The organism is Streptomyces sp. NPDC012935 (assembly GCF_042900345.1).
Classification (GTDB): domain Bacteria; phylum Actinomycetota; class Actinomycetes; order Streptomycetales; family Streptomycetaceae; genus Streptomyces.
Window position 1 is genome coordinate 1 of the sequence record NZ_JBIBBC010000002.1, and the last position, 26,998, is coordinate 26,998.

Sequence of the window (26,998 nt, forward strand, 5' to 3'; positions counted from 1 at the left end):
CCTTGGTGAGCCATTACCTCACCAACAAGCTGATAGGCCGCGGGCTCATCCTTCACCGCCGGAGCTTTCAACCTTCACAGATGCCAGTGAAGGTGGTATCCGGTATTAGACCCCGTTTCCAGGGCTTGTCCCAGAGTGAAGGGCAGATTGCCCACGTGTTACTCACCCGTTCGCCACTAATCCCCACCGAAGTGGTTCATCGTTCGACTTGCATGTGTTAAGCACGCCGCCAGCGTTCGTCCTGAGCCAGGATCAAACTCTCCGTGAATGTTTACCGGTAATCCGGTGCAACACCACGAGAGCGGAACAGCCAGGCGGAATAAGCCCGGCCGTTCACAGCGTCCTCGCTGTGTTTTTTCAAAGGAACCTCGCCACCGAGAACTATTGTTCCGGTAGACGGGGTATCAACATATCTGGCGTTGATTTTTGGCACGCTGTTGAGTTCTCAAGGAACGGACGCTTCCTTTGTACTCACCCTCTCGGGCTTTCCTCCGGGCGCTTCCCTTCGGTCTTGCGTTTCCGACTCTATCAGATCCTTTTCTCGATCCGATTTCCTCGGTGCTTTCCAGGTTCCCGCTCTCGCGTTTCCCTTTCCGGCGTTTCCGACTCTATCAGATCCTTTCGGACCTGACTCCCAGTCAGAGGGGCTTGCCTTCCCGGCCGTTGGGCCGTTCCGACGTCTCAAACCTTAGCGGATCTGCTCGGCGATTCCCAATCGGGCCGCCGAGTCCCAATTCGAATTGAATTCGGGCATGCCGAAATCAACCCGGACGGGAGATCATGCTGGTGGTTTGGTTTGCCGCTTTCGCGGCGGGAGGTGCTGTCGTAGAACCGTTACGGCTCGGCGGCAACCCGAAGAACTTTACGGATCGTGCAGGGGGCTGTCAAGCGCCCCTTGTCAAGATCTTTTGCTGCGCGGCCGGGCCTCGCGTCAGTCCAGGTCGCTGAGGCGTCCGCCGGCGTCCGGCTGGGCGTGCTCCACCCTGCGGAGCAGCCGGGTGAGGACCTCGCCCAAGGTGGCGCGCTCCTCCGCCGACAGGTCCTGGAGCAGGTCCTCCTCGAAGACCGAAGCGAGCCGCATCGCCTCCAGCCACTTCTCCCTGCCCTCGGCGGTCAGCTCGACGATGACGCGTACGCGGTTGGACTCGTCCCGCTCCCGGGTGACCAGCCCCTCGGCGACCATGCGATCGATGCGATGGGTCATGGCGGCCGGGGTGAGGCCGAGGCCCTTGGCGAGGTCGCTGGGGCCCATGCAGTAGGGGGCGCCGGAGAGAACGAGGGCCTTGAGGACCTCCCACTCGGCGTTGCTGATGCCGAGGGCTGCGGTCTGGCGGCCGTAGGCGACGTTCATACGGCGGTTCAGGCGGGACAGCGCCGAGACGACCTTCTCGACCTGGGGGTCGAGGTCCTGGAACTCGCGCTGGTAGGCGGCGATCTGTTCTTCGAGTGTCGGTTCGCTGATGCCCGGGGTGTCGCCCATGGGCCGAGTATGGCACGGGCTCGCTTGGCGTTGAAGTCCTTCGATGTGTAGAGTTTAGCTTCGAAGTTTAGGTTCGAAGTCTTCAGGCTTGCATCTGAGAGATATGAGAGAGGTGAACGTGACCAGGGCGATGGGCGCAGCGATGCGCCGGATCCACGTGGGCAACGCACTCAGCGCGTTCGGGCTCGGTTTCACCGTCCCCTACCTGTACGTCTATGTGGCGCAGGTGCGGGGGCTCGGTGCCATGACGGCGGGGCTCGTCCTCGCCGTCTTCGCCGTGGCCGCGCTGGTCGTGCTGCCGTTCGCCGGGCGGGCGATCGTCCGGCGTGGCCCGCTGCCGGTGTTGATCGCCGCCCTGGTCACCGCTGCGCTCGGGGCGCTGAGCCTGGGGCTCGCGGGGAGTGCCGTATCCGTGCTGCTGTCGGCTGCCGCGCTGGGTGCGGGGCAGGCCGTGATGCAGCCGGCGCTCGCGACGATGATCGTCGACTGCTCCACCGCGGAGACCCGGTCCCGGGCGTTTGCGATGCAGTTCTTCCTGCAGAACCTGGGGCTGGGGGTCGGCGGGCTCATCGGTGGTCACCTGGTCGACGCGTCGAGCGTCTCGTCCTTCACTGTGCTGTTCTCGATCGAGGCGGCGATGTTCTTGCTGCTCGTCGTGGTGATGGCGACGGTGCGGGTGCCGCGGGCGCCGCGGATCGAGGGTGCGCCGGGTGCCGGGACGGGCAAGGGGAGCTGGAAGCAGTTGCTCCAGAACCGGGCGATGGTGCAGCTGTCTGTGCTGGGCTTCGTGCTGTTCTTCGCCTGCTACGGGCAGTTCGAGTCCGGGCTCAGCGCGTACGGGGTCGAGGCGGCCGGGGTTTCCACGTCGGCGCTCGGAACCGCGCTTGCGGCCAACACCGCGATGATCGTGGTGGCTCAGTTCGCCGTGCTGAAGTTCGTCGAGCGGCGGCGGCGGTCGCGGGTGATCGCGGCGGTCGGGCTCATCTGGGCCGTGGCGTGGGTTGCGGCGGGGTATGCCGGGCTGGGGCACGGTAGCCAGGAGATGGCTACGGCCGCCTTCATCTCCACCTATGCGCTGTTCGGGCTGGGTGAGGCGATGCTGTCGCCGACCGTTGCTCCGCTGGTGGCCGATCTGGCGCCGGAGGGGATGGCAGGGCAGTACAACTCGGCGTTTGCACTGGTCAAGCAGCTTGCGTTGGCTGTGGGGCCGGCTGTGGGCGGGCCGATGGGGGCATCGCTGCACGGGCCGTATGTCGTGACGTTCCTGTTGTTCTCGCTGGGGATCACGTATCTCGCTGTGCGGTTGGGGCGGGAGCTGAGTGCGGTGCAGGATCGGCCGTGGGTGGGGAAGAGTCGGGTCGTGGCGCAGGGGTCTGCGTCGGCTGCGGGGCAGGCTCGGGCGCGCGCCTGAGGGGTTTCGCCCCCGCCGCCCCTACCCGTCCCGTACCTGGGGGCTGCCGCCCCCAGACCCCCGCTGTCGGCCCTGAACGGGCCTCGTCCTCAAACGCCGGACGGGCTGGACTTCCTGGACCGGCGTCGAAGAATTCAGGGTCTTTGTGTGTCCAAGGCCGTCTTCGGCAGTACGAACTCGCACCACACCGCCTTGCCGCCGCCCGGTGTCCGTCGTGAGCCCCAGCTGGAGGCGATCGTTGCGACGATGGCGATTCCTCGGCCCGATTCGTCGGCTGGTTCTGCTCGGCGGCGTCTGGGGAGGTGGTCGTCGCCGTCCGTCACCTCGATGATCAGGCGGCGGTCGGTGCGGCGGAGGCGCAGGCGCATGGGCGGAGTGCCGTGTTGGAGGGAGTTGGCGACGAGTTCGCTGGCCGCCAGGACGCCCAGGTCGTGGAGGTCGGGCGGGAAGCGCCAGCTGGTCAGGACGCCGGAGGCGAAGGCACGCGCGCGGGGGGCCGCTTCGATGCCGCCGAGGAGTTCCAGGGCGGCGTTGCGGAAGAGGTCGCCGTCGGGGCCCGTGCGGGCCGGGTGCTGGAGGACCAGAACCGCCACGTCGTCGTCATGGTCCGCCGTGACGCCTGCGCTTCGGACGAGGCGGTCGCAGACGACCTGAGGGGTGCCCGTCGCGCCGGCCAGGGCGCGCTCCAGGGAGGCGATTCCCTCGTCGAGGTCCTCGTTGCGGCGTTCCACCAGGCCGTCGGTGTAGAGGACCGCGGTCGAGCCCGGGCTCAGGGGGATCGAGCCGGACGCGTGCATCCAGCCGCCGGTGCCGAGGGGTGGGCCGGTGGGTTCGTCGGCGCGTTGGACGGCGCCGTTCTCGTCGCGGACCAGGATGGGGAGGTGGCCGGCCGAGGAGTAGATCAGGCGGCCCTCGTTCGGGTCGTGGATGGCGTAGACGCAGGTGGCGATCTGGTTGGCGTCGATCTCTGTCGCCAGGCCGTCGAGGAGCTGGAGCACCTCGTGCGGGGGGAGGTCCAGGCGGGCGTATGCCCTCACCGCCGTACGCAGTTGGCCCATCACTGCTGCTGCCCGTACTCCCCTGCCCATCACGTCGCCGATGACCAGGGCCGTGCGGCCGCCGCCGAGGGTGATCACGTCGTACCAGTCGCCGCCGACCGCCGCCTCCGTGCCGCCGGGGTGGTAGGTGGCGGCGATGCGCAGGTCGTCCGGTTCCTCCAGCTCTTGCGGGAGCAGCGAGCGCTGGAGAGTGACGGCCGTTTCGCGTTGGCGGCGTTCGCTGGCGCGGAGGCGTTCGGCGGCTTCCGCGTGGTCGGTGACGTCGGTGGCGAAGATGAGGACTCCGCCGTCGCCCTCGGTCACGGGCGTGCAGGTGAAGGTGTAGGAGCGGCCGTCCGGGGCCTTGCGGGACTTGAGGGTGCGCGGCTTGCCGCTGCGCAGGACCTGGTCGAGGAGCGGGAACAGGCCCAGTTCGGCGAGCTCGGGGAGGGCCTCACTGGCCGGTTCGCCCGGGGGGCGTACGCCGAAGGCCGTGACATAGGTGTCGTTGACGTACGCGAGGCGGTGGTCGGGGCCGTGGACCAGGGCGACCAGGGCCGGGACGCGGTCGAGGACCTCGCGGACCGGCAGCTCGTCCACGGCGGGGATCGGCCTGGCCTCGTCGGTGAGGTGTTCGGCGCGGGCCGCGGGGACGGCGCCCGGGCCCTCTGCTCGGCGGTCCTGGGCGACCGCCGCCGCGGGTTCGGTCCGCGCTGCGGCGCGGCGCTGCGTTCCGGGGAGCCGGGCGCTCCAGCGCGTGAAGTTCACGAATCCTTGCCTCGTCGTCGTCTTCGGCCAGCTCCGGACCCGGCCGGGGGTCTGTGGGGGTGACGCCCGGGGTTGCGGCACTGTGGGGAGAGCCTTGTGGTCGGGATCGGTTCGGGGATCAGTCTGGCAGTGCGGCCGACCTGGCCGACACCCGTCTGACGCCTGCCCGGTCGGTGGAGTTCCTGGGTCCGGTCAGGACGACCCCTTCGGGTCGTCTTCCGGGTTGAGGGGATGCTTTCCACCGGCCGCGAGTTCGAACTCCGCACGGGGATGTTCGAGTGAACCCAGGGAGACGACCTCCCTCTTGAAGAGCCCCGAGAGGGTCCATTCGGCCAGGACGCGGGCCTTGCGGTTGAAGGTCGGCACCCTGCTGAGGTGGTAGACGCGGTGCATGAACCAGGCAGGGTAGCCCTTGAGCTTGCGCCCGTAGACCTGCGCGACACCCTTGTGGAAACCGAGGGAGGCGACCGAACCGGCGTATTTGTGGGCGTAGGTCTCCAGCGGTTCGCCGCGCAGGGTGTGCGCGATGTTGTCGCCCAGCACCTTGGCCTGGCGCAGGGCGTGCTGCGCGTTGGGGGCGCACTCCGTGCCGGATTCGGCGGCGGTGACGTCGGGGACCGCGGCAGCGTCGCCTGCGGCCCACGCGTGCGTGGTGCCCTCGATCGTCAGCTCGGGGGTGCCCTTCAGCCTGCCGCGCTCATTAAGTGGCAGGTCGGTCGCGGCGAGGATGGGGTGGGGTTTGACGCCGGCCGTCCAGACGACCGTACGGGTCGGGAAGCGGGCGCCGTCGCTGAGGACGGCGACGCGGTCCGCGCAGGACTCCAGGCGGGTGTGCAGGCGTACGTCGATGTTGCGGCGGCGCAGTTCGGTGACGGTGTAGCGGCCCATGTCCTCGCCGACCTCGGGCAGGATGCGGTCCGAGGCCTCGACGAGGATCCACTTCATGTCCTCGGGGCTGACGTTGTGGTAGTAGCGCGTGGCGTAGCGGGCCATGTCCTCGAGTTCGCCCAGCGCCTCGACGCCGGCGTATCCGCCACCGACGAAGACGAAGGTGAGGGCCGCGTCGCGGATCGCGGGGTCGCGGGTGGAGGAGGCGATGTCCATCTGCTCGATGACGTGGTTGCGCAGGCCGATGGCCTCTTCGACGGTCTTGAAGCCGATGGCGTGGTCGGCGAGGCCGGGGATGGGCAGGGTGCGGGCGATGGAGCCGGGGGCGAGGACGAGCTCGTCGTAGGAGAGCTGTTCACTGCCCGTGCCCTCCTCCTCGGAGGCGAGGGTGGTGAGGGTCGCGGTGCGCTTGGCGTGGTCGATGGCGGTGGCCTCGCCGATGATCACGCGGCACCGGGGCAGGACGCGGCGCAGCGGTACGACCACATGGCGCGGGGAGATGGAGCCGGCGGCCGCTTCGGGGAGGAATGGCTGATACGTCATGTACGGGTCGGGAGTGACGACCGTGATCTCGGCCTCGCCCCGGCCGAGTTCCGGTTGCAGCCTCCGCTGGAGACGCCGGGCCGTGTACATCCCGACGTAGCCGCCGCCGACAACGAGAATGCGCGCACGTTCCTTCACCATCCCATGACGCACCCGGCGCTTGCGTTTGTCCACAGGCTCGACCATTTGTGTGACCGGAGATCGTCGGCGCCGCGATTTGGCCGAATTGCCGGAGTGCGAGGAAGGTTCGCAGGTCAGCGGGTGTGCGCCGGGGGAACGCGGGTGGCGCAATCGGGACGTAAACGACTCGTACTCCGATCGAGGGGCGCTCCGTGCGGAACCTGCCCCTTCTGAATTGACTCCCTCTCAACTATGTTCGTGTGTCGACGGGGTGTAGGGGGATGCGCTCATCGGGTCCGTGAGTCACACGGAACGGACTCGTTGTCCGGGCTTGTTCCGCGACGCTCCGGCTTTGCAATGACGGGGAGTCTCCGGGGGGAGACGTCATTACCGGGGGATCGCTTATGCATGTTCAGGATTCTCGATGGTCTTCCGCATCCACCATCACACCGGGTGGCGGGGTGGGCGGCACCATGAGCGCGGCTGCGAGCAACGGACGCGGGGACGCGTCGCGTACGACGCCGCTGCGTGTGGACGCACAGCGCAATCTGGAGCACGTGCTGCGTGCGGCGCGTGAGGTCTTCGGCGAGCTGGGGTACGGCGCGCCGATGGAGGACGTGGCGCGGCGCGCGCGGGTCGGCGTCGGGACGGTGTACCGGCGCTTCCCGAGCAAGGACGTCCTGGTGCGGCGGATAGCCGAGGAGGAGACCTCCCGGCTGACCGACCAGGCACGTGCGGCGCTCGGTCAGGAGGACGAGCCGTGGTCGGCGCTCTCACGCTTCCTGCGCACGTCGGTGGCCTCCGGCGCGGGCCGGCTGCTGCCGCCGCAGGTGCTGCGGGTCGGGGTCGCCGAGGACGGCACCGCGCTCGACGAGGCCCGGGTGCCGCAGCAGCGGATGCAGCCGGGCGTCGGTGAACTGCGGCTGGTGCCCGAACAGCCTGTGGCCGTGCCGGTCGACCCGGTGGACGACGCGGGGGCGGCGGCGCTGCTCGACGTGGTGGGCCAGCTCGTGGAGCGGGCACGCGCGGCGGGCGAGCTGCGGGCCGACGTGTCGGTGTCGGACGTCCTGCTGGTGATCGCGACGGCGGCGCCCTCACTTCCGGATGCGGCGCAGCAGGCGGCGGCTTCGGCGCGGCTGCTGGACATCCTGCTGGAGGGGCTGCGGTCGCGGCCTCAGGCGTGAGTCGGCCGATGCGGCGGTGACCGTGACTTCGAAAGGGTGACTTCGAAGGAGTTACTTCGAAGGGGTGAGTGTTCGAAACACGTGCCTGCGAGGCGGGGTGCCCGCCGCCCTCGCCTCGAACACCACTGCGGTGAGCGCTGGTTGAGTCTTCCCCGCAGGGGCGAGGGCCAATACCGCGTCGCGGGAAGTCCCCACGGACGAGTGGATGTCCGTACGCGTGGGTCCTGACCAAAAGCCAATATGGCACCCTGACCCGGTGTCCGGGACTGGTGGAGCTGGCGGCGGGGGCTTTCCGCGATGAGCGTTGACGGGTGGGACGAGTCGCGCGGTGACGGTGACTCGGCGACACCGCAGGTACCGAGTCAGGGCGGACGGGCGGACCTCCCGCCGGGCGGCGACCCCTTGGAGGGGCGCTCACCGGGCCGCGCGGAGGGCAGCGTCCCGGCGCAGCGCGACCGGCGCGAGGACAGCGTGCTGCCTCCGCCCCGCGACCTGCCGTCCGCTGACCTGCCGGCACGCGACCTGCCGCCGTCGGACGCCGACCTGATCGGCCGGATGCGGTCCGGTGACGACACCGCCTACGAGGAGCTGTACCGGCGCCACGCGGAAGCGGTGCGCCGGTACGCGCGCACGTGCTGTCGCGACGCCCACACCGCGGACGACCTCACCGCCGAGGTCTTCGCCCGCATGCTGCAGGCCGTACGCCGCGGTTCCGGCCCCGAACACGCCGTACGCGCCTATCTGCTCACCTCGATCCGGCGTGCCGCCGCGGACTGGACGAAGTCGGCGCGGCGGGAGCAACTGGTCGACGACTTCGCGGTTTTCGCGGCGCAGTCCACGCGGGTCGCCGAGGTGTCCGACGACGACACGCTCGACCTGGGCGCGGACGTGCGGGCGATGCACGAGGCCGAGCAGTCCATGGCCATGCAGGCCTTCCGGTCGCTGCCGGAGCGCTGGCAGGCCGTGCTGTGGCACACCGAGGTCGAGGACGAGTCGCCGAGTGAGGTCGCCACACTCTTCGGGCTCGACGCCAACGGCACGCGCGTGCTCGCCAGCCGCGCCCGCGAAGGGCTCAAGCAGGCCTACCTCCAGGCTCACGTCAGCGCCAGCCTCGCCAGCGACGAGGAGTGCGCCCGCCACGCAGACCGGCTCGGTGCCTACGCCCGCGGCAGCCTGCGCACCCGCGCCGAGCGGGGCATGCGCAAGCACCTGGAGGAGTGCACCAAGTGCCGCCTGGCCGCGGGCCAGATCAAGGAAGTCGCCGGTGGTATCCCGGCCGTCGTGCCGGTCGCGGTCATCGGCTGGTTCGGCGCTGCCGGGTACGCCAAGGCGGCCGGGCTCATCGCGGGGGGCGCAGGGGCGGGTGCAGCAGGGGCGGCCGGCGCGGCGGGCGCGGCGGGCGCGGCGGGCGCGGCGGGCGCGGCCGGCGGCGGTTCGTCCGGTGGGGCGAGCTCCGGGGGCGGTGCGGCGGCCTCCGAGGGGCTGGGCGCTCCGGTGAAGGCCGGGATCGCGGCCGGTGTGGTCGCCGTGGGCGTGGTGGCGGCGATCGTGCTCGCGCTGGCCGGCAACGAGACGCCGGCCGACAGGCAGGACGCCAAGCAACCCCCCGTGCCCTCCCCCATCGTCGAGGAGACACCCACGCCCAAGCCGCCGGAGCCGCCCGAGCCGACACCGAAGGAGCCCGCCCCGCAACCGCCGGCGATCGTCCCTGCCGACCATCCCGAGGCGGCCCCGACACCGGCCTCGCCGCCCACCCGCGAGCCCAGTCCGACGCCCACGCCCTCCCCGCCCCCGGCTCCCGCCCCGTCGCCGACACCCACCCCCACCCCCACGCCGACTCCGACGCCGCCGCCCGCTCCGGTCGACTACCAGTGGAGCGAGCTGTCGTACAACATCACCGGCGACGGCACCGAGCCCGAGATGCGGATCGGTGAGAGCAGCTGGGTGTGGCAGCGCCACGGCCTGTCGATCGGCGACGAGCGGTACGCGAACGGTGTCACCGTGCACGGCCGGTCCTCCGTCACCATCGACCTCAACCGGGAGTGCTCCGCCTACACGGCGATGGCCGGCGTGGACGACTCGACCCTGGGGCTGGGCAAGTTCACCTTCTCGGTGTACGCCGACGGCGTCCGGTTGTGGCAGTCCGCGGTGATCAAGGGCGGGGACCCGGCCGTGCCCGTCCAGGTGAACCTCGCCGGGCGGGAGACCGTCCGGCTGGTGGTCGAGCCGCACGGCACTTTCGACACCGTCCTGTTGGCGGACTGGGCCGCGTCGAAGTTCAGCTGCGTGTAGGGGCGTTCAGCCGAGAGGGCTGGGCTTACGGCGCCTGCTCCGCAGGGAGCGGGAGGCCGCGCACGGCCTCGGTGAGGTCGTACAGGACGTCATCGTGGGTGAGGGCGGTGCCCCGGGTGTGCTCGGCGGTGAACCGTTCGGCGCCCAGGGCGGTACGGGCGGCGGTCTCGGCCCGCTCGGCGTGCGCGCGCTCGGGCTGGAGGCGCGGATTGCCGCGGCGCCAGTGCTCCGAGGCGGCGAGCAGCCGGACCGCGCGCGGGTGGTCGCCGAGGCGGGTCAGCAGGTCCGCGGCGGCGTCCGTGAGAGTCTCCGTGATCTGGTTGGCACAGCGCTTCTCCACGGCCAGGCGCAGAGCGTCGACCAGCCGCGGTAGACCATGCTCCGGGCCCGACTCCGCCGTCACCGTCATGGCGTCGACCGCGTTCAGCCCCACAACGAACTGGGGCGGTGGTGTGGCGCGCTCGGTTTGCGCACGTGCCGCCTCGCACATCTCGCGCGCACGGGCGGTGTCCTTGTCGTCGAGGGCAATCTGGGCGCGCAACAGCAGGACGAACGCCCGTGAGTCCGCCACGCCGTATCGGTCGGCCACCGCACTCGCCTCGTCCAGCAACGTCAACGCGGCTGTACGGTCACCCGAGCGGTGGGCGATCTCGGCCAGCCGGGCGATGAGGCCCGGGGTCTCGGTGTACGCGCCCACCTCGTGGGCCAGGCGCAGCGCCTCGTCATACTCGCTCCTGGCCTCCTCGAAGCGACCGCGCACCGTGGCCGTCTCGCCGGCCGCGCTGCACACCTGGGCCCGCATCCAGCGGTCGCCGACCCGTCGGCTGAGGATCCGCAGCTCCGCGAGGTCGTCGTCGACGTTGGCCAGGCCGCCCTGTGAATCGACGAGCATGTGCGTGCGGAACATCAGGATGCAACCGACCTCCCAGTCACCGCCGTACGACCGGCAGTTGGCCAGCGCGGCATCCATGACGGGACGGGTGTTCGCCGTGTCGCCCAGGATGTAGTGGGTCAACGGCCAGACCATGCCCGGGATGCGAGCCGCCTCCGGACCGCCCCGCGCAAAGTGGGCCTGCACACGCTCGATGTAGCGCCTGCGTCGCTCGTCCTGCCAGTGCTCCACCGGTTCGAACTCGATGGCGAGGAACAGATGCAGCATGCGCAGGCTCATGCGTGGCACGTGCCTCGGGTGGTGCGCCTGTTCGACCGGGGCGGTGAGGAGGGCGTCCAGCGGGGCGGCGGTGGGAGTGGTGGGACGGGCAACGGGAGGGGCAGCTGGAGGGGGAACGGGAGCGCCAGTTGGAGGTGCGCCCGGGCCTGAGGCGTCCAGGGTGGCGCACTGGCGCAGAATCCGTTCGACCCAGGCCGCGCCCTCGACGCGGTAGTTGCGCAGCCACCAGAACCAGCTCATGGCGAGGGCGATGGCCGTGGCATCCGGTTCGTCGCCTGCCGTGAGGGCGTGATCGAGGGACGCGCGGATGTTGTCCAGCTCGGTCTCCAGGCGGGAGACCCAGGGGAGTTGAACGGCGGATCGCAGCAGCGGGTCAGCTTTCTCCACGAGGGCGCGCACCCACGCGCGGTGCCGGCGCTCAGCGGCGAGACGCAGCTCGGGGAGTTCGGCGGCGCGCTCGACCGCGTACTCGTGGATGGTCTCCAGCATGCGGTACCGCATGCCGCCGGAGCCGTCCCGCTCGCACGGGGTGGCCACGATCAGGGACTTGTCGACCAGTGCGCCGCTGAGGTCCGCGACCGCGCCGGTGCACACGGCCTCCGCCGCCTCCAGGTCCCAGCCGCCCGCGAAGACGGACATCTCGCGCAGGACCGTCCGCTCCTGCTCGTCGAGCAGTTCCCAGGACCAGTCGACGACGGCACGCAGGGTCTGCTGGCGGGGCAGGACCGTACGGCTTCCGGAGGTGAGGAGGCGGAAGCGGTCGTCGAGGCGGTCGGCGATCTGGCGGGGGCTGAGCAGCCGGAGCCGGGCCGCCGCCAGCTCGATGGCGAGCGGCAGTCCGTCGAGGCGGCGGCAGATCTCCGCGACGGCCTCCTGGTCGTGCTCGTCGCGCAGTACGGCCGCGGCGTCGGGACGTACGGCCGCGGCGCGCTCCGCGAAGAGGCGGTGCGCCTGGTCGGGGAGCAGGGGCTCGACCGGGCGGACCAACTCGCCGGGGACGCCCAGGGGTTCACGGCTGGTGGCGAGGATCGTAAGCCCCGGGCAGCGGGTGAGGAGGGTCTCGGCGAGGGTGGCGGCTTCGCCGATGACATGTTCGCAGTTGTCAAGGATCAGGAGTTGGCTGCGCGGGGCGCAGTACTCGATCAGCAGGGCGACCGGGTCGTCCTGTGGGGTCGTCAGCTCGTTGGTCATGAGCACGGTCTCGCGCAGACCGAGCGCGTTGACCACCGCGCCAGGCACCGCCTCCGGACGGTCGAGCGGGGCGAGCTCGACGAGCCATGCCTGGGGGAGGCCGGCGGCGGCCTCCTCGGCGAGGCGGGTCTTTCCAGAGCCGCCCGGTCCGGTGAGCGTGACCAGTCGGGCCCTGTGCAATTCGGAACGGATGGCTTCGAGTTCGAGTTCCCGGCCCACGAAAGAGGTGAGGCGGGGGCGGAGGTTGCCGGTGCTTTCGGGGGGCGGTGGGGAGGAGATGTGGGGGGTGGGTTGCGGCTTGGGCTCGGCAGCGGGCTGGGGCTGGGGCTGGGGATTCGCCACGGAGTCCGGCTGGTGTGTCGTCCCGGGCTGCTGCTGGGGGCTCGCTTCCGGGGCCGGCTGCGGGCCCGCTTCCGGGGCCGGCGGGGGGTTCTCTCCCGAGGCCGACTGTGGGCTCCCTCCCGAGACCGACTGCGGGCTCTCCCTCGAGGCCGACTGGGGCTGCGCCCAGGGGTCGGGCAGGGTCTTCGTCCCGACGGTCCGCTGGGTCTTCCCGAGGCCCCGCCGGGGTCCCGCACCGGGCTCGGGAATCGCCGGTGTCAGCAGTTGGGTGTGCAGGGCTCGGAGTTCCGGTCCGGGGTCGGTGCCGAGGCCGTCGGCCAAGGTGCGGCGGACGGTTTCGTACGCGGCGAGGGCGTCGGCCGGGCGGCCCGTGTCGCGCAGGGCGCGGATGAGGAGGGCGTGCAGCGGTTCGTCGTAGGGGTGCGCCGCGGTCAGTTCCTTCAGGTCGGGTATGGCGTGCCGGGCGCGGCCCAGTCGCAGGTCCGCCTCGATACGCGCGCGGGTCGCCTCCATGCGCAGTGCCTCCGGACGGGTGGCGGCGGCGCCGTGGTCCGGGAGGTCGGCGAGGGCTGGGCCGCGCCACAGGGTGAGGGCGCTGCCGAGGACCTGGGCGGCGGTGGACGGGTCGCCTTCGGTCAGGGCGGAGGTGCCCTGGTGCACGAGGCGTTCGAAGACGAAGAGGTCCACGTCGTCCTGCGTCGCCGTGAGCAGGTAACCGCCGTGTGCGGACGTGATGGCGTTTTTGCCGAGGGTGCGGCGCAGGCGGGCGATCAGGGCCTGGAGGGCTGCGGGGGCGTCCTGGGGCGGGGTGCCGGCCCAGACCTCGTCGATCAGGGTGTCGACGGCGGTGACGCGGCCGGGGCGCATTGCGAGAGCCGTCAGGAGGGCCCGGAGGCGGGGGCCGCCCACGGGTACGACGGTGCCCTGGTCGTCCTCCGCCTGGGTGCCGCCCAGGATTCTGTACCGCACCGGGTCATTGTCCCCGGGGTGGGACGGCGCCTCCCCTCGCGCCCTAAACAGGCCGACCCCCCCCCCCCCCCCCCAACGCCCCCCGCTGCGGCTTGATCCCCGCCGGTACCGCCCGTTGCCGTGCCGGTGTCCCCGTCCAGCAGGTGCCTCGGCGGGCCAGTAGGCGGTGTAGCCAGAGCTCCAGGGAGACCAGGTCCGCCAGGCCGTCCAGGGGGAGCGGCTCGCCCTCGGCTGCCGCGCGGAGGGCCTTGCGGACCACACGGGCCTCCACCAGGCCTGCCTGGGCCAGGAGGGGGGTGCCGAAAAGGGTCATCAGGGAGTCGGCCGACGCCCGCAGGCCCGTCCTTGCGGCCACGGCCGCCGACGCGTGGGAAGGGGCGCCCCAGCCGGGCGGGAGGTCGGCCACGCCGGCGCCCTCCAGGACCGTACGCAGGATCGCCGCGCGGGCGCCGGGTTGGACGCGCAGTGCCTCCGGGAGGGCTCGGCAGGCGCGGACCACCTGGTTGTCGAGGAACGGGGCGTGCAGGCGTTGGAAGCGGATCTCGGCGGCTTGCTCCAGGACGCGCAGGTCCGCCGAGTGGCGGGCCAGTGCCGCACGCGCGCGGTAGTCGCCGGGGCGTTGGCCGGGGCCCACGCCGTTGCGACTCGTCGCCGCTTGCAGGCGAACCGATACTTCAGCCAGCGCCTCGCCGGTCAGCCAGCGTGCGGCCGGGCCGGGTCTGGCCCAGGTGAGCGCGGCGAGCGACGCCCCCACGGCACCCCCGGGTTCGTCGAAGCGGCGGTGGAGGAGGCGGTCGGCAAGGGATTCCAGACCGGTTCGGTACGGCGTGCGGGCCAGCTTGCGTGCCGCGCCGTACACGCGCGCGGGGACCAGCACCGAGCCGTCCGCCTTCGCCAGGGCCGCGACCGGGCGGACCAGGTGCCGCCGCTTGCGGTCCATCAGGAGGTCTGCGAGGCGGGCCGGGTGAGCGTCCAGGACCTGACGGGCGCCGTAGCCGGTGAAGTGGTCGGCGCTGCCGGACGCGAGGCGTGCGCGGTGCCGCGCGGCCGTCACCAGGCTCGGGCCGGGCTCGTCCGTCAGCGGGCCGTCCAGGTCGGCGTACGGCAGTGTCTCCTCGCCGCCGGCCACCACCACGTGGTGCAGTCGCGGATTGGCCGCAAGGGTTCCCGCCCGTTCCAGCTCGGCCTCGCGTCCGCCGACCGCGAGGTCGTTGAAGGTGACCGCCAGGAGGCGTTCTCCCGCGCCCGTGCCGTGCCCGAGGACCGTGCCCGGCATGCCGGGCAGTCCGGCGGCCAGCAGCGCCAGGGTGCCCGACGCGGGGCCGCCGGACAGGTCGGCCCCGATGCCCGGAACCGGCATCCCGCGCGCGGCACGCCGCTCGGCCGGGCCCATCCCCGGTACCGGTCCTGGGTCTATGTCGGCGCCGGGGACATGGCGGGGCGCGGACAGACGCGCGCGGACCGCCTCCACCAGGGCGTCGCGCACGGCGTCGACCGCGCTGTCGGGGTCGGCCGTCGGCGCCGCCACCGCCAGCGAGGCGACCTGCTCGTACCCGGCGATCTCGCGCGCCCCGGTGCGCAGGATCAGCGCATGCCCCGGCGGAATGCGCCGCACGCCGTCGTACGGGGTGGAGTCGTGCAGGGCGGCCGGTACGTCGGGGGCGGCCAGCAGCGCGGCGAGATGTCCGAAGTCGAGGTTGGCCTCGATGAGGTCGGCGAGGGGGAGCGCGGCGGTCGCATACGCCGTACCGCCCGCCCAAGGGGTGTAGAACACGGGCCGTGCGCCCGCCAGGTCGCCGCACACCATGACCCTGCGGCCGACCTGGACGACGGCCGTGTAGCTGCCGGACCAGGCCGTCAGGTGCCGAAGCGCCCCTCCGCGCGCGGCGAACAGACCGAGGCGCAGCTGCTCGTCACTCGCCCCGCACGTGCCCAGTACCGCGATCCGGGTCTGCGGGTCGGCCTTCACCACGCGCACCTCGTCGGGGCGCCAGTCGCCGACCGCCCACAGCGGATCGGGGTCGCCCCACAGGAGTTGGGAACCGACCGGGTGCACGGTTTCGCCGTCGCTCCCGGTCGCCCCCGCGGAGCCGATGCCGGCGGCCACCGCGGCGGTGCTGCTCCATCCCACCAACCACCGCATCGCCGCCTCCACAGGCTGTGGACAACCAGTGCACCGTACGAACCGGTTCACCATGCTGCCATGAAGGAGGCGTGCCGGAGCGGCGGCGGAGCCGCTCGAGATCCCGGAATCGCGCCCATGGGGGCGCCCCCGCGTCGACACGAACGCGCCGGGCGGCAGTCCGAACGCCCGGGCGGAGCAAGGCGATCGGGCGACTTGGCAGGACGTCTGCGCCAACCCCTGCGACGCGAATGCGCCCCCGATACGCTCCCCAAAAACGCCCTTCGCGCCCTCAACTGCCATGGTCGGAGCGGAAATCGCCCGCGAGAGGCGGGGTCGCTTTTCAGCCAAATCGGCGTCGTAAGGACAGGCTCGCGCACACTCCGTGCAAGTCCTGCGCACTACTCGGCGTACTCGTCGTGCGCGCAGTCCGGGGAACGGAGTGCGCCCCCCGGACCGTTCCGCCGCCCGCGGGGATGTAGGCGGCGGAATCCCCCAGCCCACTGGATCCAGTACAGCGGGCCGACCCACGCAGAAGCCATGGAACCGCTCCCCCGGTGGCTGGAGAAGAGCGCACGGACGGGCGCACAGCCACACAGTGGGGGCACGTCACAACTGTGCGTAGGGGGTGCGCACTTGAGTGCGGACCACAATCCCGCCATCCGGAAGAATGCCCCTTAACGCTTGGGATGCGGCGAACTACGCTGGGTTTACGAATGCCGCATGGTTATGCCAGCGCGGCAGCCGTCTGTGTCGAGGGGTGGCGCATGTCCAGGGAGCAACGCGGGCCGAACGAAAAGCTCGGCGCCGTTCTCGCCCTCGCGGGAATCAGCAATGCAGGACTCGCTCGACGCGTCAACGACCTTGGCGCTCAGCGGGGCCTGACTCTTCGCTACGACAAGACATCGGTGGCGCGCTGGGTGTCGAAGGGCATGGTGCCGCAGGGTGCCGCGCCGCATCTCATCGCCGCCGCGATCGGCCAGAAGCTGGGCCGCCCGGTGCCGCTCCACGAGATCGGCCTGGCGGACGCGGACCCCGCACCCGAAGTGGGCCTCGCCTTCCCCCGGGACGTCGGACAGGCGGTGAAGTCGGCGACGGAGCTCTACCGTCTCGACCTCGCCGGGCGCCGTGCCGGTGCCGGCGGCATCTGGCAGTCGCTGGCCGGTTCGTTCGCAGTAAGCGCATACGCAACGCCCGCCTCACGTTGGCTGATAACCCCGGCCGACACTTCGGTGGCACGTGACGTGAGTCCGTCCGAGAGCTCTGGCGCACCGCTCAAAGTCGGCCACAGCGATGTGCAGAAGCTGCGGGAGGCCGCCGAGGACGCAAGGCGCTGGGACTCCAAGTACGGAGGCGGCGACTGGCGTTCGTCCATGGTGCCCGAGTGCTTACGGGTGGAGGCGGCGCCGCTGCTGCTCGGCTCGTACTCCGACGAGGTGGGCCGGGCGCTGTTCGGGGCGAGTGCCGAACTCACGCGCCTCGCCGGGTGGATGGCCTTCGACACCGGACAGCAGGAGGCCGCCCAGCGGTACTACATCCAGGCCCTGCGGCTCGCCCGCGCGGCCGCGGACGTGCCCCTGGGCGGGTACGTCCTGGCGTCGATGTCACTCCAGGCGACCTACCGGGGCTTCGGCGACGAGGGTGTCGACCTCGCCCAGGCCGCCCTGGAGCGCAACCGTGGCCTCGCCACGGCCCGCACCATGAGCTTCTTCCGCCTCGTCGAGGCACGCGCACACGCGCGCGCAAGTGACGCGCAGGCCGCCGGCGCGGCCCTGAAGGCGTCGGAGGGCTGGCTGGAGCGGTCCAGGGAGGGGGACAACGACCCGTCATGGCTCGGGTTCTACTCCTACGACCGGTTCGCCGCGGACGCCGCGGAGTGCTACCGGGACCTGAAGGCACCGCGTCAGGTACGGCGGTTCACGGAACAGGCGCTGTCGAAGCCGACGGAGGAGTTCGTGCGCTCGCACGGACTGCGGCTCGTCGTCTCGGCGGTCGCCGAACTGGAGTCGGGCAATCTCGACGCGGCGTGCGAGCAGGGCGTACGGGCGGTGGAGGTGGCGGGGCGGATATCGTCCGCGCGCACCACCGAGTACGTGAAGGATCTGCTGCACCGCCTGGAGCCGTACGGCGACGAGCCACGGGTCGTCGAGCTGCGGGAGCGGGCGCGACCGCTGCTCATGGCACCGGCCTAGACGGAGATCTTCGGCACGCGCGCGTGCGCGGCGGCACAGCAGGGCTGAGCCGCCGCGCCGCCGCGCGGTCCGGCCGGGGGGCGTGGTTACGACGCGCCGTTCGAGCGCCCGAGGCAGCGCTCCAGCCCGCCGAGCTTGTAGAAGGGGCTGCCCTTGGCGATCGGGTGGCAGCCGGTCTTGAAGGCTCAGTGCCGCCGCATCGCACCGAAGCGGCGGACCGGATGAGTGCCGCATCGTCGAAGCGGTGCATGAGCTTCCCGTGGCTGGATCGCGGCGGTTCGGTGGCCGGATTTCCCGCCTTGCCAGAGGTTCCCCTCGGAATCGCCACGCCGAGGTGCCCGAGTCCGCATCCGGGTCGGGCCGCGCCGGTCCCCCGGGTTTGAGTGCGTTGTCAGTGGCGCAGTGCATTATCGAAACCGGGAGGTGGAGCAGGTGCGGGCGATCGCTTACGACTGTGACGTGCTCGTGGTCGGCGGGGGGATCGTCGGGCTGGCCACGGCGTTCGCGATCACGCGTGCCGCGCCGGGGACGCGGGTGACCGTGCTGGAGAAGGAGCCGGGTCCGGCCCGGCACCAGACGGGGCGCAACAGCGGGGTCATCCACAGCGGGATCTACTACCGGCCGGGGTCGCTGAAGGCCCGGTACGCGGTGCGGGGTGCCGCCGAGATGGTCAAGTTCTGCGCGGAGTACGGCGTCGCGCACTCCGTCACCGGCAAGCTGATCGTCGCGACAGAGCGGGCCGAGCTGCCACGCCTGCACGCGCTGGTGCAGCGCGGGCGGGAGAACGGCATTCCGGTCCGGGAGCTTGGCATCGCCCAGATCGCGGAGTACGAGCCGCAGGTGCGGGGGCTCGCGGCCATACACGTCGGGACGACGGGCGTCTGCGACTTCGTCGCCGTCGCACGGCAGCTGGCCGAGGCGTCCGGGGCGGAGATCCGGTACGGCGCCGAGGTGGAGCGCGTCGACCGGCGGGCGGACCTCGGGGTCGCCGTGCGCACCACGCGCGGGGACGTCGTGCGGGGGCGGGTGCTGGTGAACTGCGCCGGGCTGTACTGCGACGAGGTGGCCCGGATGACGGGGGACGAGCCTGGGGTGCGGATCGTGCCGTTCCGGGGGGAGTACTACTCGCTGGCGCGGCCGGAGCTGGTGCGGGGGCTGGTGTATCCGGTGCCGGATCCGGCGTTCCCGTTCCTCGGGGTGCACCTCACGCGCGGGATCGACGGGGATGTGCACATCGGGCCCAACGCGGTGCCGGCGCTGGCCCGGGAGGGGTACGGATGGGGGGTCGTCCGGCCGCGGGAGGTCGGGGCGACGGTAGCGTGGCCCGGAGTGTGGCGGATGGCGCTGCGGCACTGGCGGTACGGGGCCGGGGAGCTGCGGCGGTCGGTGTCGCGGGGGGCGTTCACGGAGGCGGTGCGGAGGTTGCTGCCTGCGGTGACTGCGGATGATCTGGTGCCGGCTGCGGCGGGGGTGCGGGCGCAGGCGGTGTTGCGGGACGGGGCACTGGTGGACGACTTTCTGATCCGGGAGGGGGACCGGGCCGTGCACGTGCTGAATGCGCCGAGTCCTGCGGCGACGGCTTCGCTGCCGATCGGGCGGGAGGTGGCTCGACGGGCGTTGGCGGTGTTGGGGCGCTGCGCCGGAGCTGGGGTGGGATGACTTCGCCCCCGCCGCCCCTACCCGTCCCGTCCCTGGGGGCTGCCGCCCCCGGACCCCCGCTTCGGCCCTGACCGGGCCTCGTCCTCAAACGCCGGACAGGCTGACTTTCCCGGGCCGGCGCCAGGCATTCCCGCGTCTCCCGCTCCCCGTAAAATCGATCCCACTGTGTCTGACTCCCTCAACGCCCCCGAAGCCCACCAGCCCGGCGCCCCGCACCAGTCCGGGGCCCCCGGCGAGCACGTCGGTCATCACCCCGGTGTCTCCGTCCGGCACACCCGGGCCAAGGGGGAACCCCGTTTTCCGGACGGACCGAAGCCCGATCCGGCGGGGTCGCACTTCGAGCGGCGGATCAGGAGCTTCCAGCCGCGGCGGAGCAGGGTGACCGCGGGGCAGGCGGACGCGTTGCAGCGGCTGTGGCCGAAGTGGGGGCTCGACATCGACGGGCAGTGCGTCGTCGACCTCGCCGAGCTGTTCGGGAACGACAACCCGGTCGTGCTGGAGATCGGCTTCGGGATGGGGGAGGCGACCGGGCAGATGGCCGCCGCCGACCCCGGCACCAACATCCTCGCCGTCGACGTCCACACCCCGGGGCAGGGCAACCTCCTCAACCTCGCCGACCACAACGGACTGAACAACGTCCGCGTCGGCAACGGCGACGCCATCATCCTGCTCCGCGAGATGCTCGCCCCCGACTCGCTCGACGGGCTGCGCGTCTACTTCCCCGACCCCTGGCCCAAGAAGCGGCACCACAAGCGGCGGCTCATCCAGCCGGAGTTCCTCAGCCTCGCCGCGACCCGGCTGAAGCCCGGCGGTCTGGTGCACTGCGCCACCGACTGGGAGCCGTACGCCGAACAGATGCTCGAAGTGTTGACCGCGCACCCCGACTTCGAGAACACACAGGCAGACGGCGGATTCTCGCCCCGTCCGGAGTTCCGGCCGCTGACCCGTTTCGAGGGTCAGGGACTGGACAAGGGTCATGTGGTGAACGACCTGCTCTTCCGCCGCGTACAGCGGTAGGAGCAGCGGGAAGCACAGCACCGAGACCGGCACCGAAACCAGCACCGAGACCAGCACCGACCAGACCACCGACAGCAAACCCCACCGGCGCCCGAGCCCCCTCGCGCTGCTGCGGGCGGCGCCACTGCCTCGTTAGGGTCAATGCCGTGGCCACCTGTCCCCCGTACCCCACGCACCCCACCGGTCCCACCGGCGGCGCACTGCGGCACGCGCACTGGTGGCAGAAGCGATGGGTGCGCTACGGCGCGCTCAGCACCCTGCTCGCGCTCTCCGGGCTGGTCATCCTCGCCCTGGTGCGTGAACAGACCGGCACCGAAGGGTTCCTGGTCGGGCTCGGCCTGGCCGTCCTGCCCGTACCACTGCTCGTCGCATCGTTCCGGTGGCTGGACCGGGTCGAACCGGGCCCGTGGCGCAATCTGCTGTTCTCCTTCGCCTGGGGCGCCTGCGCGGCAGCGCTGATAGCGATCGTCGCCAACAGCTTCGCTACCCGATGGATAGCCACCGCGACGGCCGATCCGTCGCACGCGGACACCCTCGGCGCCACCGTCATAGCGCCCGTAGTGGAGGAGATCGCGAAGGCCGCGGCCGTCCTGCTGGTCTTCCTCTTCCGCAGGCGGGACTTCACCGGCATCGTCGACGGCGTGGTGATAGCCGGCGTCACCGCCACCGGTTTCGCCTTCACCGAGAACATCCTCTACCTCGGCACCGCCTTCGGCACCGACCAGCTCTCCGGCGACCGCGGCATCGCCTCCGTCACCGCGGCGACCTTCTTCGTCCGCGTGATCATGTCGCCCTTCGCGCACCCGCTCTTCACCGTCCTGACCGGCATCGGCTTCGGCATCGCCGCGCTCTCGGGCGAACGGCAGCACGTGCGGCGGGTCCTCCTCCCCCTCTCCGGGCTGCTGCTCGCCATGGGCATGCACGCCCTGTGGAACGGCTCGTCGGCCTTCGGCGAGTTCGGGTTCTTCGCGGTGTACGCGGCCTTCATGGTGCCCGCGTTCGGGCTGCTGACCTGGCTGGTGATCTGGACCCGCCAGCGCGAGCTGAGGACCGTGCGCGAGGAGCTGCCCGCCTACGTCGTCACCGGGTGGCTGTCGCCGAGCGAGCCGTACGCACTGGGCTCGATGCGGGACCGGCGGGTGGCCCGGCAGTACGCGCGCCGCCACGGCGGGCGGACGGCGGCGCGGGCGGTGGCGCAGTACGAGGCCTACGCCACGTCGCTGGCGTTCCTGCGGCACCGGGGGCGCCGCGGGCGGGCCGGCACCGACTTCGTCGTACGGGAACGGGAGTTGCTGCACGAGCTCTGGCGACGCCGCGAGGTCGCGCGGCCGGCACTGGAGCACGCGGTGGCCGCCGCGCAGCCATGGCCGCCGGCTCATGGGTACGGGGCGCCTGCTCACTGGCAGCCGTACGGGAACGGGTACGCGGGGTACGGAACGACGACGCCCTCCCCCGCGTACAACCCCTATCGGACGTGACCGTGGGGCGGGGGCGGATCAGGCCGAGGCTGCCGTGAGCCTCCCCAGTTCCTCGTCCGTCAAGGTCAGCTCCGCCACCCTCAGCAACGCCGGCAGCTGCTCCAGCGTCCGTGCCGAGGCGATCGGGGCCGTGACCGTCGGCCGGGCCGCGAGCCAGGACAGGGCCACCGTGGCCACCGGCACCTCGTGGGCGGACGCGATCTCGTCCAGCACCGCCAGCACCCTGCGGCCCCGCTCGGTCTGCGCGTGCTTGCCGGCGCCCTGGGCGCGGGGGCTGTCCACTGCCGTACCGGCGCGGTACTTGCCCGTGAGGAACCCGGCCGCCAGGGCGTAGTACGGGACCGCTGCCAGGCCTTGCCGTTCGGCGAGGTTCTGGAGTTCGCCCTCGTAGGTGTCGCGGGAGACCAGGTTGTAGTGGGGCTGGAGGGCGACGTAGCGGGCCAGGCCTTCGCGGTCGGAGAAGGCGAGGGACGCCTCCAGCCGCTCCGCGGAGATGTTGGAGGCGGCGATGTGCCGCACCTTGCCCGCCTTCACCAGCTCGTCCAGCGCGCCGACGATCTCCTCGACCGGCACTTCCGGCTTGTCGAAGTGGGTGTAGTAGAGGTCGATGTGGTCGGTGCCGAGGCGGCGCAGTGAGGCGTCCGCGGCCGCCTTGATGTTGGCGGCGGTGAGGCCCTGGAAGTCGGGGTGCTGGCTGACCTTCGTGGCGATCACGACGTCCGCACGGTTGCCGCGCGCCTTCAGCCAGTGGCCGATGACTGTCTCGGACTCGCCGCCCACGTTGCCCTCGACCCACGCCGAGTACGAGTCGGCCGTGTCGATGAAGTTGCCGCCCGCTTCGGTGTACGCGTCGAGGACGGCGAAGGACTGGGGCTCGTCGGCGGTCCAGCCGAAGACGTTGCCGCCGAGGCAGAGCGGGAAGACCTCGAGGTCGGAGGAGCCGAGCTTGCGCAGAGAAGTCATGCTCGACATCAACGTCCGTGGCTGAGGCCGATCTTCCGGGAGAGGCGCAAAGTTCCCGTAAACAAGCGGACCCCGGCGCTCCGAACCGGCAGCCCTGACGTCGGGGGGACGCCGTCAGGACTGCCGGGGATCAGGACAGGATCGCCGGGGAAGAGGTGTGGACGGGCTTCGGCAGGGAACTAGCAGAGGCAGAGGACGTAACGCCTCAGGGCGTGAGCCCCTTGCCGCGCAGCCACGCGAGCGGGTCGATGCCGCTCGAGCTGCCGCCGGGGTGCACCTCGAGGTGGAGGTGGGCACCGGTCACGTTGCCCGTGGCTCCCACGCGGCCGATGACGTCGCCGGTGTTGACCTTCTGGCCCACGCTGACGCTGATCGAGGACTGGTGCGCGAACCAGACCTCGGTGCCGTCGTCGAGGGTGAGCTCGGTCTTGTAGCCGTACGAGCCGTCCCAGCCGGCGAACGTGATCGTGCCGCTGTGCACGGCCTTGATCAGTGTGCCCGAGGGAGCGGCGAAGTCGAGGCCCGTGTGGTAGCCGGAGGACCAGTAGGCGCCGGCCTGTCCGAAGGTCGAGGTGAGGGTGTACGAGGAGGTCGGCAGCGTGTACTGCTTGGCCAGCTCGGCGAGGCGCTCGGCCTCGGCCTTCTTGCGGGCCTCCTCCTCGGCCTCGGCCTTCGCGGCGGCGGCCTTGGCCTTGGCTTCCTGCTCCGCCTTGGCGGCCGCGTCGGCGGCCTCCTTCTCGGCGGCGGCGACCGCGGCTGCGGCGGCCTTGCTGTCGATCTGGTCCTGCTGGTACTCGGCCTGCGCGATGATCCGGCTCCGCAGCGCCTCACCGGCGTCGGAACCGCCCTGCGCGGTCTCCTCGTAGGTCTCGCCCATGGTGCTGAGCGCGGTGGCCGCGTCCTCGGCGGGCTCGGAGGAGTCGTCCGAGATCAGGGGCAGGTCCGGCATGGTGATGGCGACCGGCGGCTTGCCGCTGTTCGCGCTGGCCATGCCGCCCGCGCCGACGGCGGCTATGACACCGACGCCGAGAACCGTGGAGCTGCGGGCGAGTCCCCCGCCGCGCTGCTTGGAGACGCGATGCCTGCCACGTACGGGACGAAGGGACTCCGCGGTGGGGTTCCACTCCTCGAACGGGCCCTCGTCGGTGCGGTCGCGGTCGTAGCCGAAGGTGTCGGTGCTGCGCTGACTCGGCACGAACGGGGCTTGCTGGGCAGGCCGGTTGGACGCCACGTGGGCGTACTCCTTTCCTTCCTTCTCGCCTACCGGGTTAGCTGACGGGTTCGGAGCAGGAAGGTCTCCTACGCGCGTATACCGCCCGTGAGTTCACGGTGGTATTTGCGCGATTCACCCCAAGGTGGTGGTTCCCCGGTTCCCTTTCGAGATTCGGCGCGTGCGCACGGAGCCGCCTCTTGTGACGGCTGGGACGACCGCGCTGCGTTATCGAACGTTAATAGACGCGGGGTGCGGATTCCAAGCTGTTCCACTTGATCATTAACGATTTTCGGCTGGACTTACGGGTCATGAGCGGCCCAAATCGGGCGAGTTGGCCAGACCTCAGGCACCACATGAGTGTTGACGGTGCGTCAGTTGTTATGCGGAGGGGGGTCGCCCGGTCACGCCCCGTGACATCACGGCCGTCGTACGGCGATGAGGGCCATGTCGTCCGCCATCCCGCCGCCGGAGTGCCGCCGCGCCTCCGCCGCGAGTACGCCGAGGAGCGCGACCGGCTCGCGGCGGGCGTTGGCGCGCCCCGCGAGGCCCGCCTCGGGGTCGTAGAAGAGGCCGCTGCCGTCCCGCGCCTCGGACAGGCCATCGGTGTACAGGAGCAGCGTGGCCCCGCTCGGACAGTCGACCTCCTGAGCCCGGTCGGGCCAGACGCCCAGCTCCCGCATGCCCAGTGGCAGCGCCGGCTCGGCGGCGGGCAGCGAGCGCACGGTGCCGTCGGCGTACAGCAACAGGGGTGATGGATGCCCGCGGTTGACGAGGCGCACGACCCCCCTGGCGTGCGGCAGCTCGGCAAGTACGACAGTGGTGAACCTCTCGGCCGACTCGGCCCACTCGCGCCGGTCACGCTCGCGCAGCAGCGCCCGCTCCAGGCGCTGTGCGACCGCCTCCAGCGTGCTCTCCTGCTCGGCGGCCTCCCGGAAGGCCCCGATGACCACGGCTACCGCGCCCACCGCCCCGATGCCCTTGCCGCGCACGTCCCCCACGACGACCCGGAGACCGTGCGGGCTGTCCTGCACGGCATACAGGTCGCCGCCGATGGAGGCGCCCTCCTGCGCCGCCTCGTACCGTGCCGCGATCTGGAAGCCGCCGATCCGCTCGGCGGGCTCGGGCAGTACGGCGCGCTGCGCGGCCTCGGCGATCTCGCGGGCGGAGGCGAGGCGTTCGTCGCTGCGGCGGACGAGGACGTTGATGAGGACGGCGAGGACGGAGACGGTCACCACGGTGGCCAGCTCCGTGATCACCTCGGCGCTGGGAAGGCCGCCGCGCAGGATGCGCAGCACGAGGAGTGCTGCGACGGCCACGACGCCCGTGAGGACGGTGCCGCGTTGCGAGTAGAGCGGGGCGGCGATCAGGGGTGCCGCGGTGAAGAAGGGGGCGCCGGTGAAGTCCGTGGGTGTGACGGAGTCGTACACGCCGCCGGCCGCGATCAGCAGGGCGGGGAGCAGCCGGACGAACCGGCGTGCGTACGAGATCCGCCGTTGCTCCACCTCACCAGGGTTGCCGACGCGGGAGTGCGGGGCGAGTGGTGAGGGCCGACCGGACGAGCTGCGGCGCAGTCGGGCGGAAAACACTCAGGGCCGGAACTGATCAGTTCCGGCCCTGAGTCATCAGTAGCGGGGACAGGATTTGAACCTGCGACCTCTGGGTTATGAGCCCAGCGAGCTACCGAGCTGCTCCACCCCGCGGCGATGACTCAATAGTACGCCATCCGCAGGACAAGATGCACACGCGTTTCCCCGGCCCCGCCCTGACCAGTGTTTTGCGCCCCCGTCGGGCGGGACGGTCAGGGCAGCAGATGCCCATTCGGAGCCTTGGCCCGCCCCTCGTATTCCGGCAGGACCACGACATCCACCCCCTCCCCCGCCAGCAGCCCGCTCCCGTCGGCCCCGGCCACAAACGTGTCCGGCTCCCGCCAAGCCGTCACCACGCGCCGCACCCCCGCATCGAGGATCAACCGCGCGCAGGGCACCGGACGGGACGCCCGGCGCGTACAGGGCTCCAGACTCGTGTACACCGTGGCGGAGGTCACTCGGGGATCCCCGGCCGCGATCTTCGCCAGCGCAGCCTCCTCCGCATGCACCACGGGATCACCGCCCTCCCGCGAGTGCCCGCGCGCCAGCTCCGTCCCGTCGGCCGCCACCACGACCGCCCCGACGCTGAAGGCCGTCCCGGACGGCGGGCACTGGGCCGCCAGATCGCAGGCCACCGCCAGCCACCGCCGGTCCGCGGCGGACGGCAGGGCACCCGCACCGGGCGCCGTCGGCTCGTAGCGCATCAGCACGACGTCCTCGATCCGCCGCGTCTCGACCAGCCGCAGCCGACCGCCCTGATACCCGCCCGGCCCGAACAGCCGCGGCGCGTCCGGGTCCCCCACGAACAGGGGCGCCAGCACCAGCTGTACCTCGTCCGCCAGTCCCTGCTGAAGGAGCTGGGTGTGGATCGTGCCGCCCCCCTCGACCATCAGCCGCTCGACGCCGCGCACCTCGCGCAGGTGCCGCAGCAGGTCCCGCCAGTCCAGCTCGGCGCCCAGCGCGACCACGTCCGCCGCGAGGGGCGCCCGGCGCAGGCGCTCCGCGCCCTTCTCCGTCGTATAGACGACCTTCTCGCCGCCGGTGTGCCAGAAGTTCGCCGTCGGATCCAGCTCGCCGGACGCGCTGACCGTGACCTTGAGCGGATACTCCGGCTTTCCCGCCGCCACCCGCGCGGCACGCCGCTCGGCCGAGTTCACCAGCAGCCGCGGGTTGTCCGCCCGGATCGTGCCGGCGCCGATCAGGATCGCGTCCACGCCCGCCCGTACCTCGTCGACCCGGTCGAAGTCGGCCGGGCTGGAGAGCAGCAGGCGCTCGGGGGTGGTGTCGTCGAGGTAGCCGTCCAGCGAAACCGCGGCGGACAGCAGGACATAGGGGTACGACGGCATCGGCACGCTCTCCGGTTCGGGTGGTG

16 protein-coding genes, 1 tRNA gene, 1 rRNA gene and 1 riboswitch are annotated in these 26,998 nt (G+C 71.5%); of the genes, 7 read left to right on the plus strand and 11 right to left on the minus strand.

All coding sequences use genetic code 11. The features are described 5' to 3' along the window. Together ACFY5C_RS05330 and ACFY5C_RS05335 are read right to left on the minus strand one after the other, a co-directional pair. Positions 1–268 (minus strand): 16S ribosomal RNA (locus ACFY5C_RS05330); the annotation flags it as partial. Between the two features lie 663 nt (positions 269–931). After that, entirely contained in the window at positions 932–1,480 is a 549-nt protein-coding gene (locus ACFY5C_RS05335; RefSeq protein WP_369271988.1) for a MarR family winged helix-turn-helix transcriptional regulator, read from the minus strand. 142 nt (positions 1,481–1,622) lie between these two features. Between ACFY5C_RS05335 and ACFY5C_RS05340 the strand changes: the two genes are divergently transcribed. Then, a complete protein-coding gene (locus ACFY5C_RS05340) occupies positions 1,623–2,891 on the plus strand; it encodes an MFS transporter (RefSeq protein WP_389442149.1) in 1,269 nt (422 codons plus the stop codon). Positions 2,892–3,025: 134 nt separating this feature from the next. On the opposite strand, the gene ACFY5C_RS05345 is transcribed toward ACFY5C_RS05340, so the two are convergent. Both ACFY5C_RS05345 and ACFY5C_RS05350 read right to left on the minus strand, forming a co-directional pair. Then, positions 3,026–4,696, minus strand: coding sequence for a SpoIIE family protein phosphatase (locus ACFY5C_RS05345; protein WP_389440739.1), 1,671 nt, complete (start codon positions 4,694–4,696; stop codon positions 3,026–3,028). A 192-nt stretch (positions 4,697–4,888) separates the two neighbouring features. After that, positions 4,889–6,268, minus strand: coding sequence for an NAD(P)/FAD-dependent oxidoreductase (locus ACFY5C_RS05350; protein ID WP_389442152.1), 1,380 nt, complete (start codon positions 6,266–6,268; stop codon positions 4,889–4,891). A 383-nt stretch (positions 6,269–6,651) separates the two neighbouring features. On the opposite strand from ACFY5C_RS05350, the gene ACFY5C_RS05355 reads away from it, so the two are divergent. Both ACFY5C_RS05355 and ACFY5C_RS05360 read left to right on the plus strand, forming a co-directional pair. Then, positions 6,652–7,431 (plus strand): TetR/AcrR family transcriptional regulator, encoded by a 780-nt coding sequence (locus ACFY5C_RS05355; RefSeq protein ID WP_389440742.1) that lies wholly within the window; start codon positions 6,652–6,654, stop codon positions 7,429–7,431. 297 nt (positions 7,432–7,728) lie between these two features. Beyond that, complete coding sequence (locus ACFY5C_RS05360) at positions 7,729–9,723, plus strand: sigma-70 family RNA polymerase sigma factor (protein ID WP_389440744.1); 1,995 nt, start codon at positions 7,729–7,731, stop codon at positions 9,721–9,723. Positions 9,724–9,748: 25 nt separating this feature from the next. Here ACFY5C_RS05360 and ACFY5C_RS05365 read toward each other — a convergent pair whose 3' ends face one another. Beyond that, complete coding sequence (locus ACFY5C_RS05365; RefSeq protein ID WP_389440746.1) at positions 9,749–13,396, minus strand: BTAD domain-containing putative transcriptional regulator; 3,648 nt, start codon at positions 13,394–13,396, stop codon at positions 9,749–9,751. A gap of 43 nt (positions 13,397–13,439) precedes the next feature. Then, a complete protein-coding gene (locus ACFY5C_RS05370) occupies positions 13,440–15,539 on the minus strand; it encodes an asparagine synthase-related protein (RefSeq protein ID WP_389440749.1) in 2,100 nt (699 codons plus the stop codon). Between the two features lie 746 nt (positions 15,540–16,285). Between ACFY5C_RS05370 and ACFY5C_RS05375 the strand changes: the two genes are divergently transcribed. The 4 genes from ACFY5C_RS05375 (at position 16,286) to ACFY5C_RS05390 (ending at position 21,864) form a co-directional block, all read left to right on the plus strand. Continuing rightward, positions 16,286–17,710: an MFS transporter gene (locus ACFY5C_RS05375; RefSeq protein ID WP_389440751.1), complete on the plus strand. Its 1,425-nt coding sequence runs from the start codon at positions 16,286–16,288 to the stop codon at positions 17,708–17,710. Positions 17,711–18,142: 432 nt separating this feature from the next. Continuing rightward, positions 18,143–19,369, plus strand: coding sequence for an L-2-hydroxyglutarate oxidase (gene lhgO / locus ACFY5C_RS05380; RefSeq protein WP_389440754.1), 1,227 nt, complete (start codon positions 18,143–18,145; stop codon positions 19,367–19,369). Between the two features lie 165 nt (positions 19,370–19,534). Next, complete coding sequence (gene trmB / locus ACFY5C_RS05385) at positions 19,535–20,386, plus strand: tRNA (guanosine(46)-N7)-methyltransferase TrmB (RefSeq protein WP_389440757.1); 852 nt, start codon at positions 19,535–19,537, stop codon at positions 20,384–20,386. Positions 20,387–20,532: 146 nt separating this feature from the next. Beyond that, on the plus strand, positions 20,533–21,864 hold the full coding sequence (locus ACFY5C_RS05390) for a PrsW family intramembrane metalloprotease (protein ID WP_389440759.1): 1,332 nt from the start codon (positions 20,533–20,535) through the stop codon (positions 21,862–21,864). An 18-nt stretch (positions 21,865–21,882) separates the two neighbouring features. Here ACFY5C_RS05390 and ACFY5C_RS05395 read toward each other — a convergent pair whose 3' ends face one another. The 5 genes from ACFY5C_RS05395 to ACFY5C_RS05415 all read right to left on the minus strand — a co-directional run bounded on the left by ACFY5C_RS05395 (position 21,883) and on the right by ACFY5C_RS05415 (position 26,972). Next, positions 21,883–22,827, minus strand: a complete 945-nt coding sequence (locus ACFY5C_RS05395; RefSeq protein WP_389440761.1) for an aldo/keto reductase — start codon at positions 22,825–22,827, stop codon at positions 21,883–21,885. A 205-nt stretch (positions 22,828–23,032) separates the two neighbouring features. Further along, the gene (locus ACFY5C_RS05400; RefSeq protein WP_389440763.1) at positions 23,033–24,058 is read right to left on the minus strand and encodes a M23 family metallopeptidase; all 1,026 of its coding nucleotides are present in this window, start codon (positions 24,056–24,058) and stop codon (positions 23,033–23,035) included. 11 nt (positions 24,059–24,069) lie between these two features. Then, positions 24,070–24,227: riboswitch (cyclic di-AMP (ydaO/yuaA leader) on the minus strand. Between the two features lie 229 nt (positions 24,228–24,456). Next, a complete protein-coding gene (locus tag ACFY5C_RS05405) occupies positions 24,457–25,542 on the minus strand; it encodes a PP2C family protein-serine/threonine phosphatase (RefSeq protein WP_389440766.1) in 1,086 nt (361 codons plus the stop codon). A gap of 124 nt (positions 25,543–25,666) precedes the next feature. Then, a tRNA-Met gene (locus tag ACFY5C_RS05410) sits at positions 25,667–25,740 on the minus strand. Positions 25,741–25,838: 98 nt separating this feature from the next. Next, positions 25,839–26,972, minus strand: a complete 1,134-nt coding sequence (locus tag ACFY5C_RS05415) for a dihydrofolate reductase family protein (protein ID WP_389440768.1) — start codon at positions 26,970–26,972, stop codon at positions 25,839–25,841. Positions 26,973–26,998 lie beyond the last annotated feature (26 nt).

Excerpts from the sequence above, each read along its gene's own strand:
- ACFY5C_RS05340 (WP_389442149.1), top strand. The coding sequence starts at position 1,623 with ATGCGCCGGATCCACGTGGGCAACGCACTCAGCGCGTTCGGGCTCGGT.
- ACFY5C_RS05350 (WP_389442152.1), bottom strand. The coding sequence starts at position 6,268 with ATGGTGAAGGAACGTGCGCGCATTCTCGTTGTCGGCGGCGGCTACGTC.
- ACFY5C_RS05370 (WP_389440749.1), bottom strand. The coding sequence starts at position 15,539 with ATGCGGTGGTTGGTGGGATGGAGCAGCACCGCCGCGGTGGCCGCCGGC.
- ACFY5C_RS05375 (WP_389440751.1), top strand. The coding sequence starts at position 16,286 with ATGTCCAGGGAGCAACGCGGGCCGAACGAAAAGCTCGGCGCCGTTCTC.
- ACFY5C_RS05395 (WP_389440761.1), bottom strand. The coding sequence starts at position 22,827 with ATGACTTCTCTGCGCAAGCTCGGCTCCTCCGACCTCGAGGTCTTCCCG.
- ACFY5C_RS05355 (WP_389440742.1), top strand. The coding sequence starts at position 6,652 with ATGCATGTTCAGGATTCTCGATGGTCTTCCGCATCCACCATCACACCG.
- ACFY5C_RS05335 (WP_369271988.1), bottom strand. The coding sequence starts at position 1,480 with ATGGGCGACACCCCGGGCATCAGCGAACCGACACTCGAAGAACAGATC.
- ACFY5C_RS05360 (WP_389440744.1), top strand. The coding sequence starts at position 7,729 with ATGAGCGTTGACGGGTGGGACGAGTCGCGCGGTGACGGTGACTCGGCG.
- ACFY5C_RS05415 (WP_389440768.1), bottom strand. The coding sequence starts at position 26,972 with ATGCCGTCGTACCCCTATGTCCTGCTGTCCGCCGCGGTTTCGCTGGAC.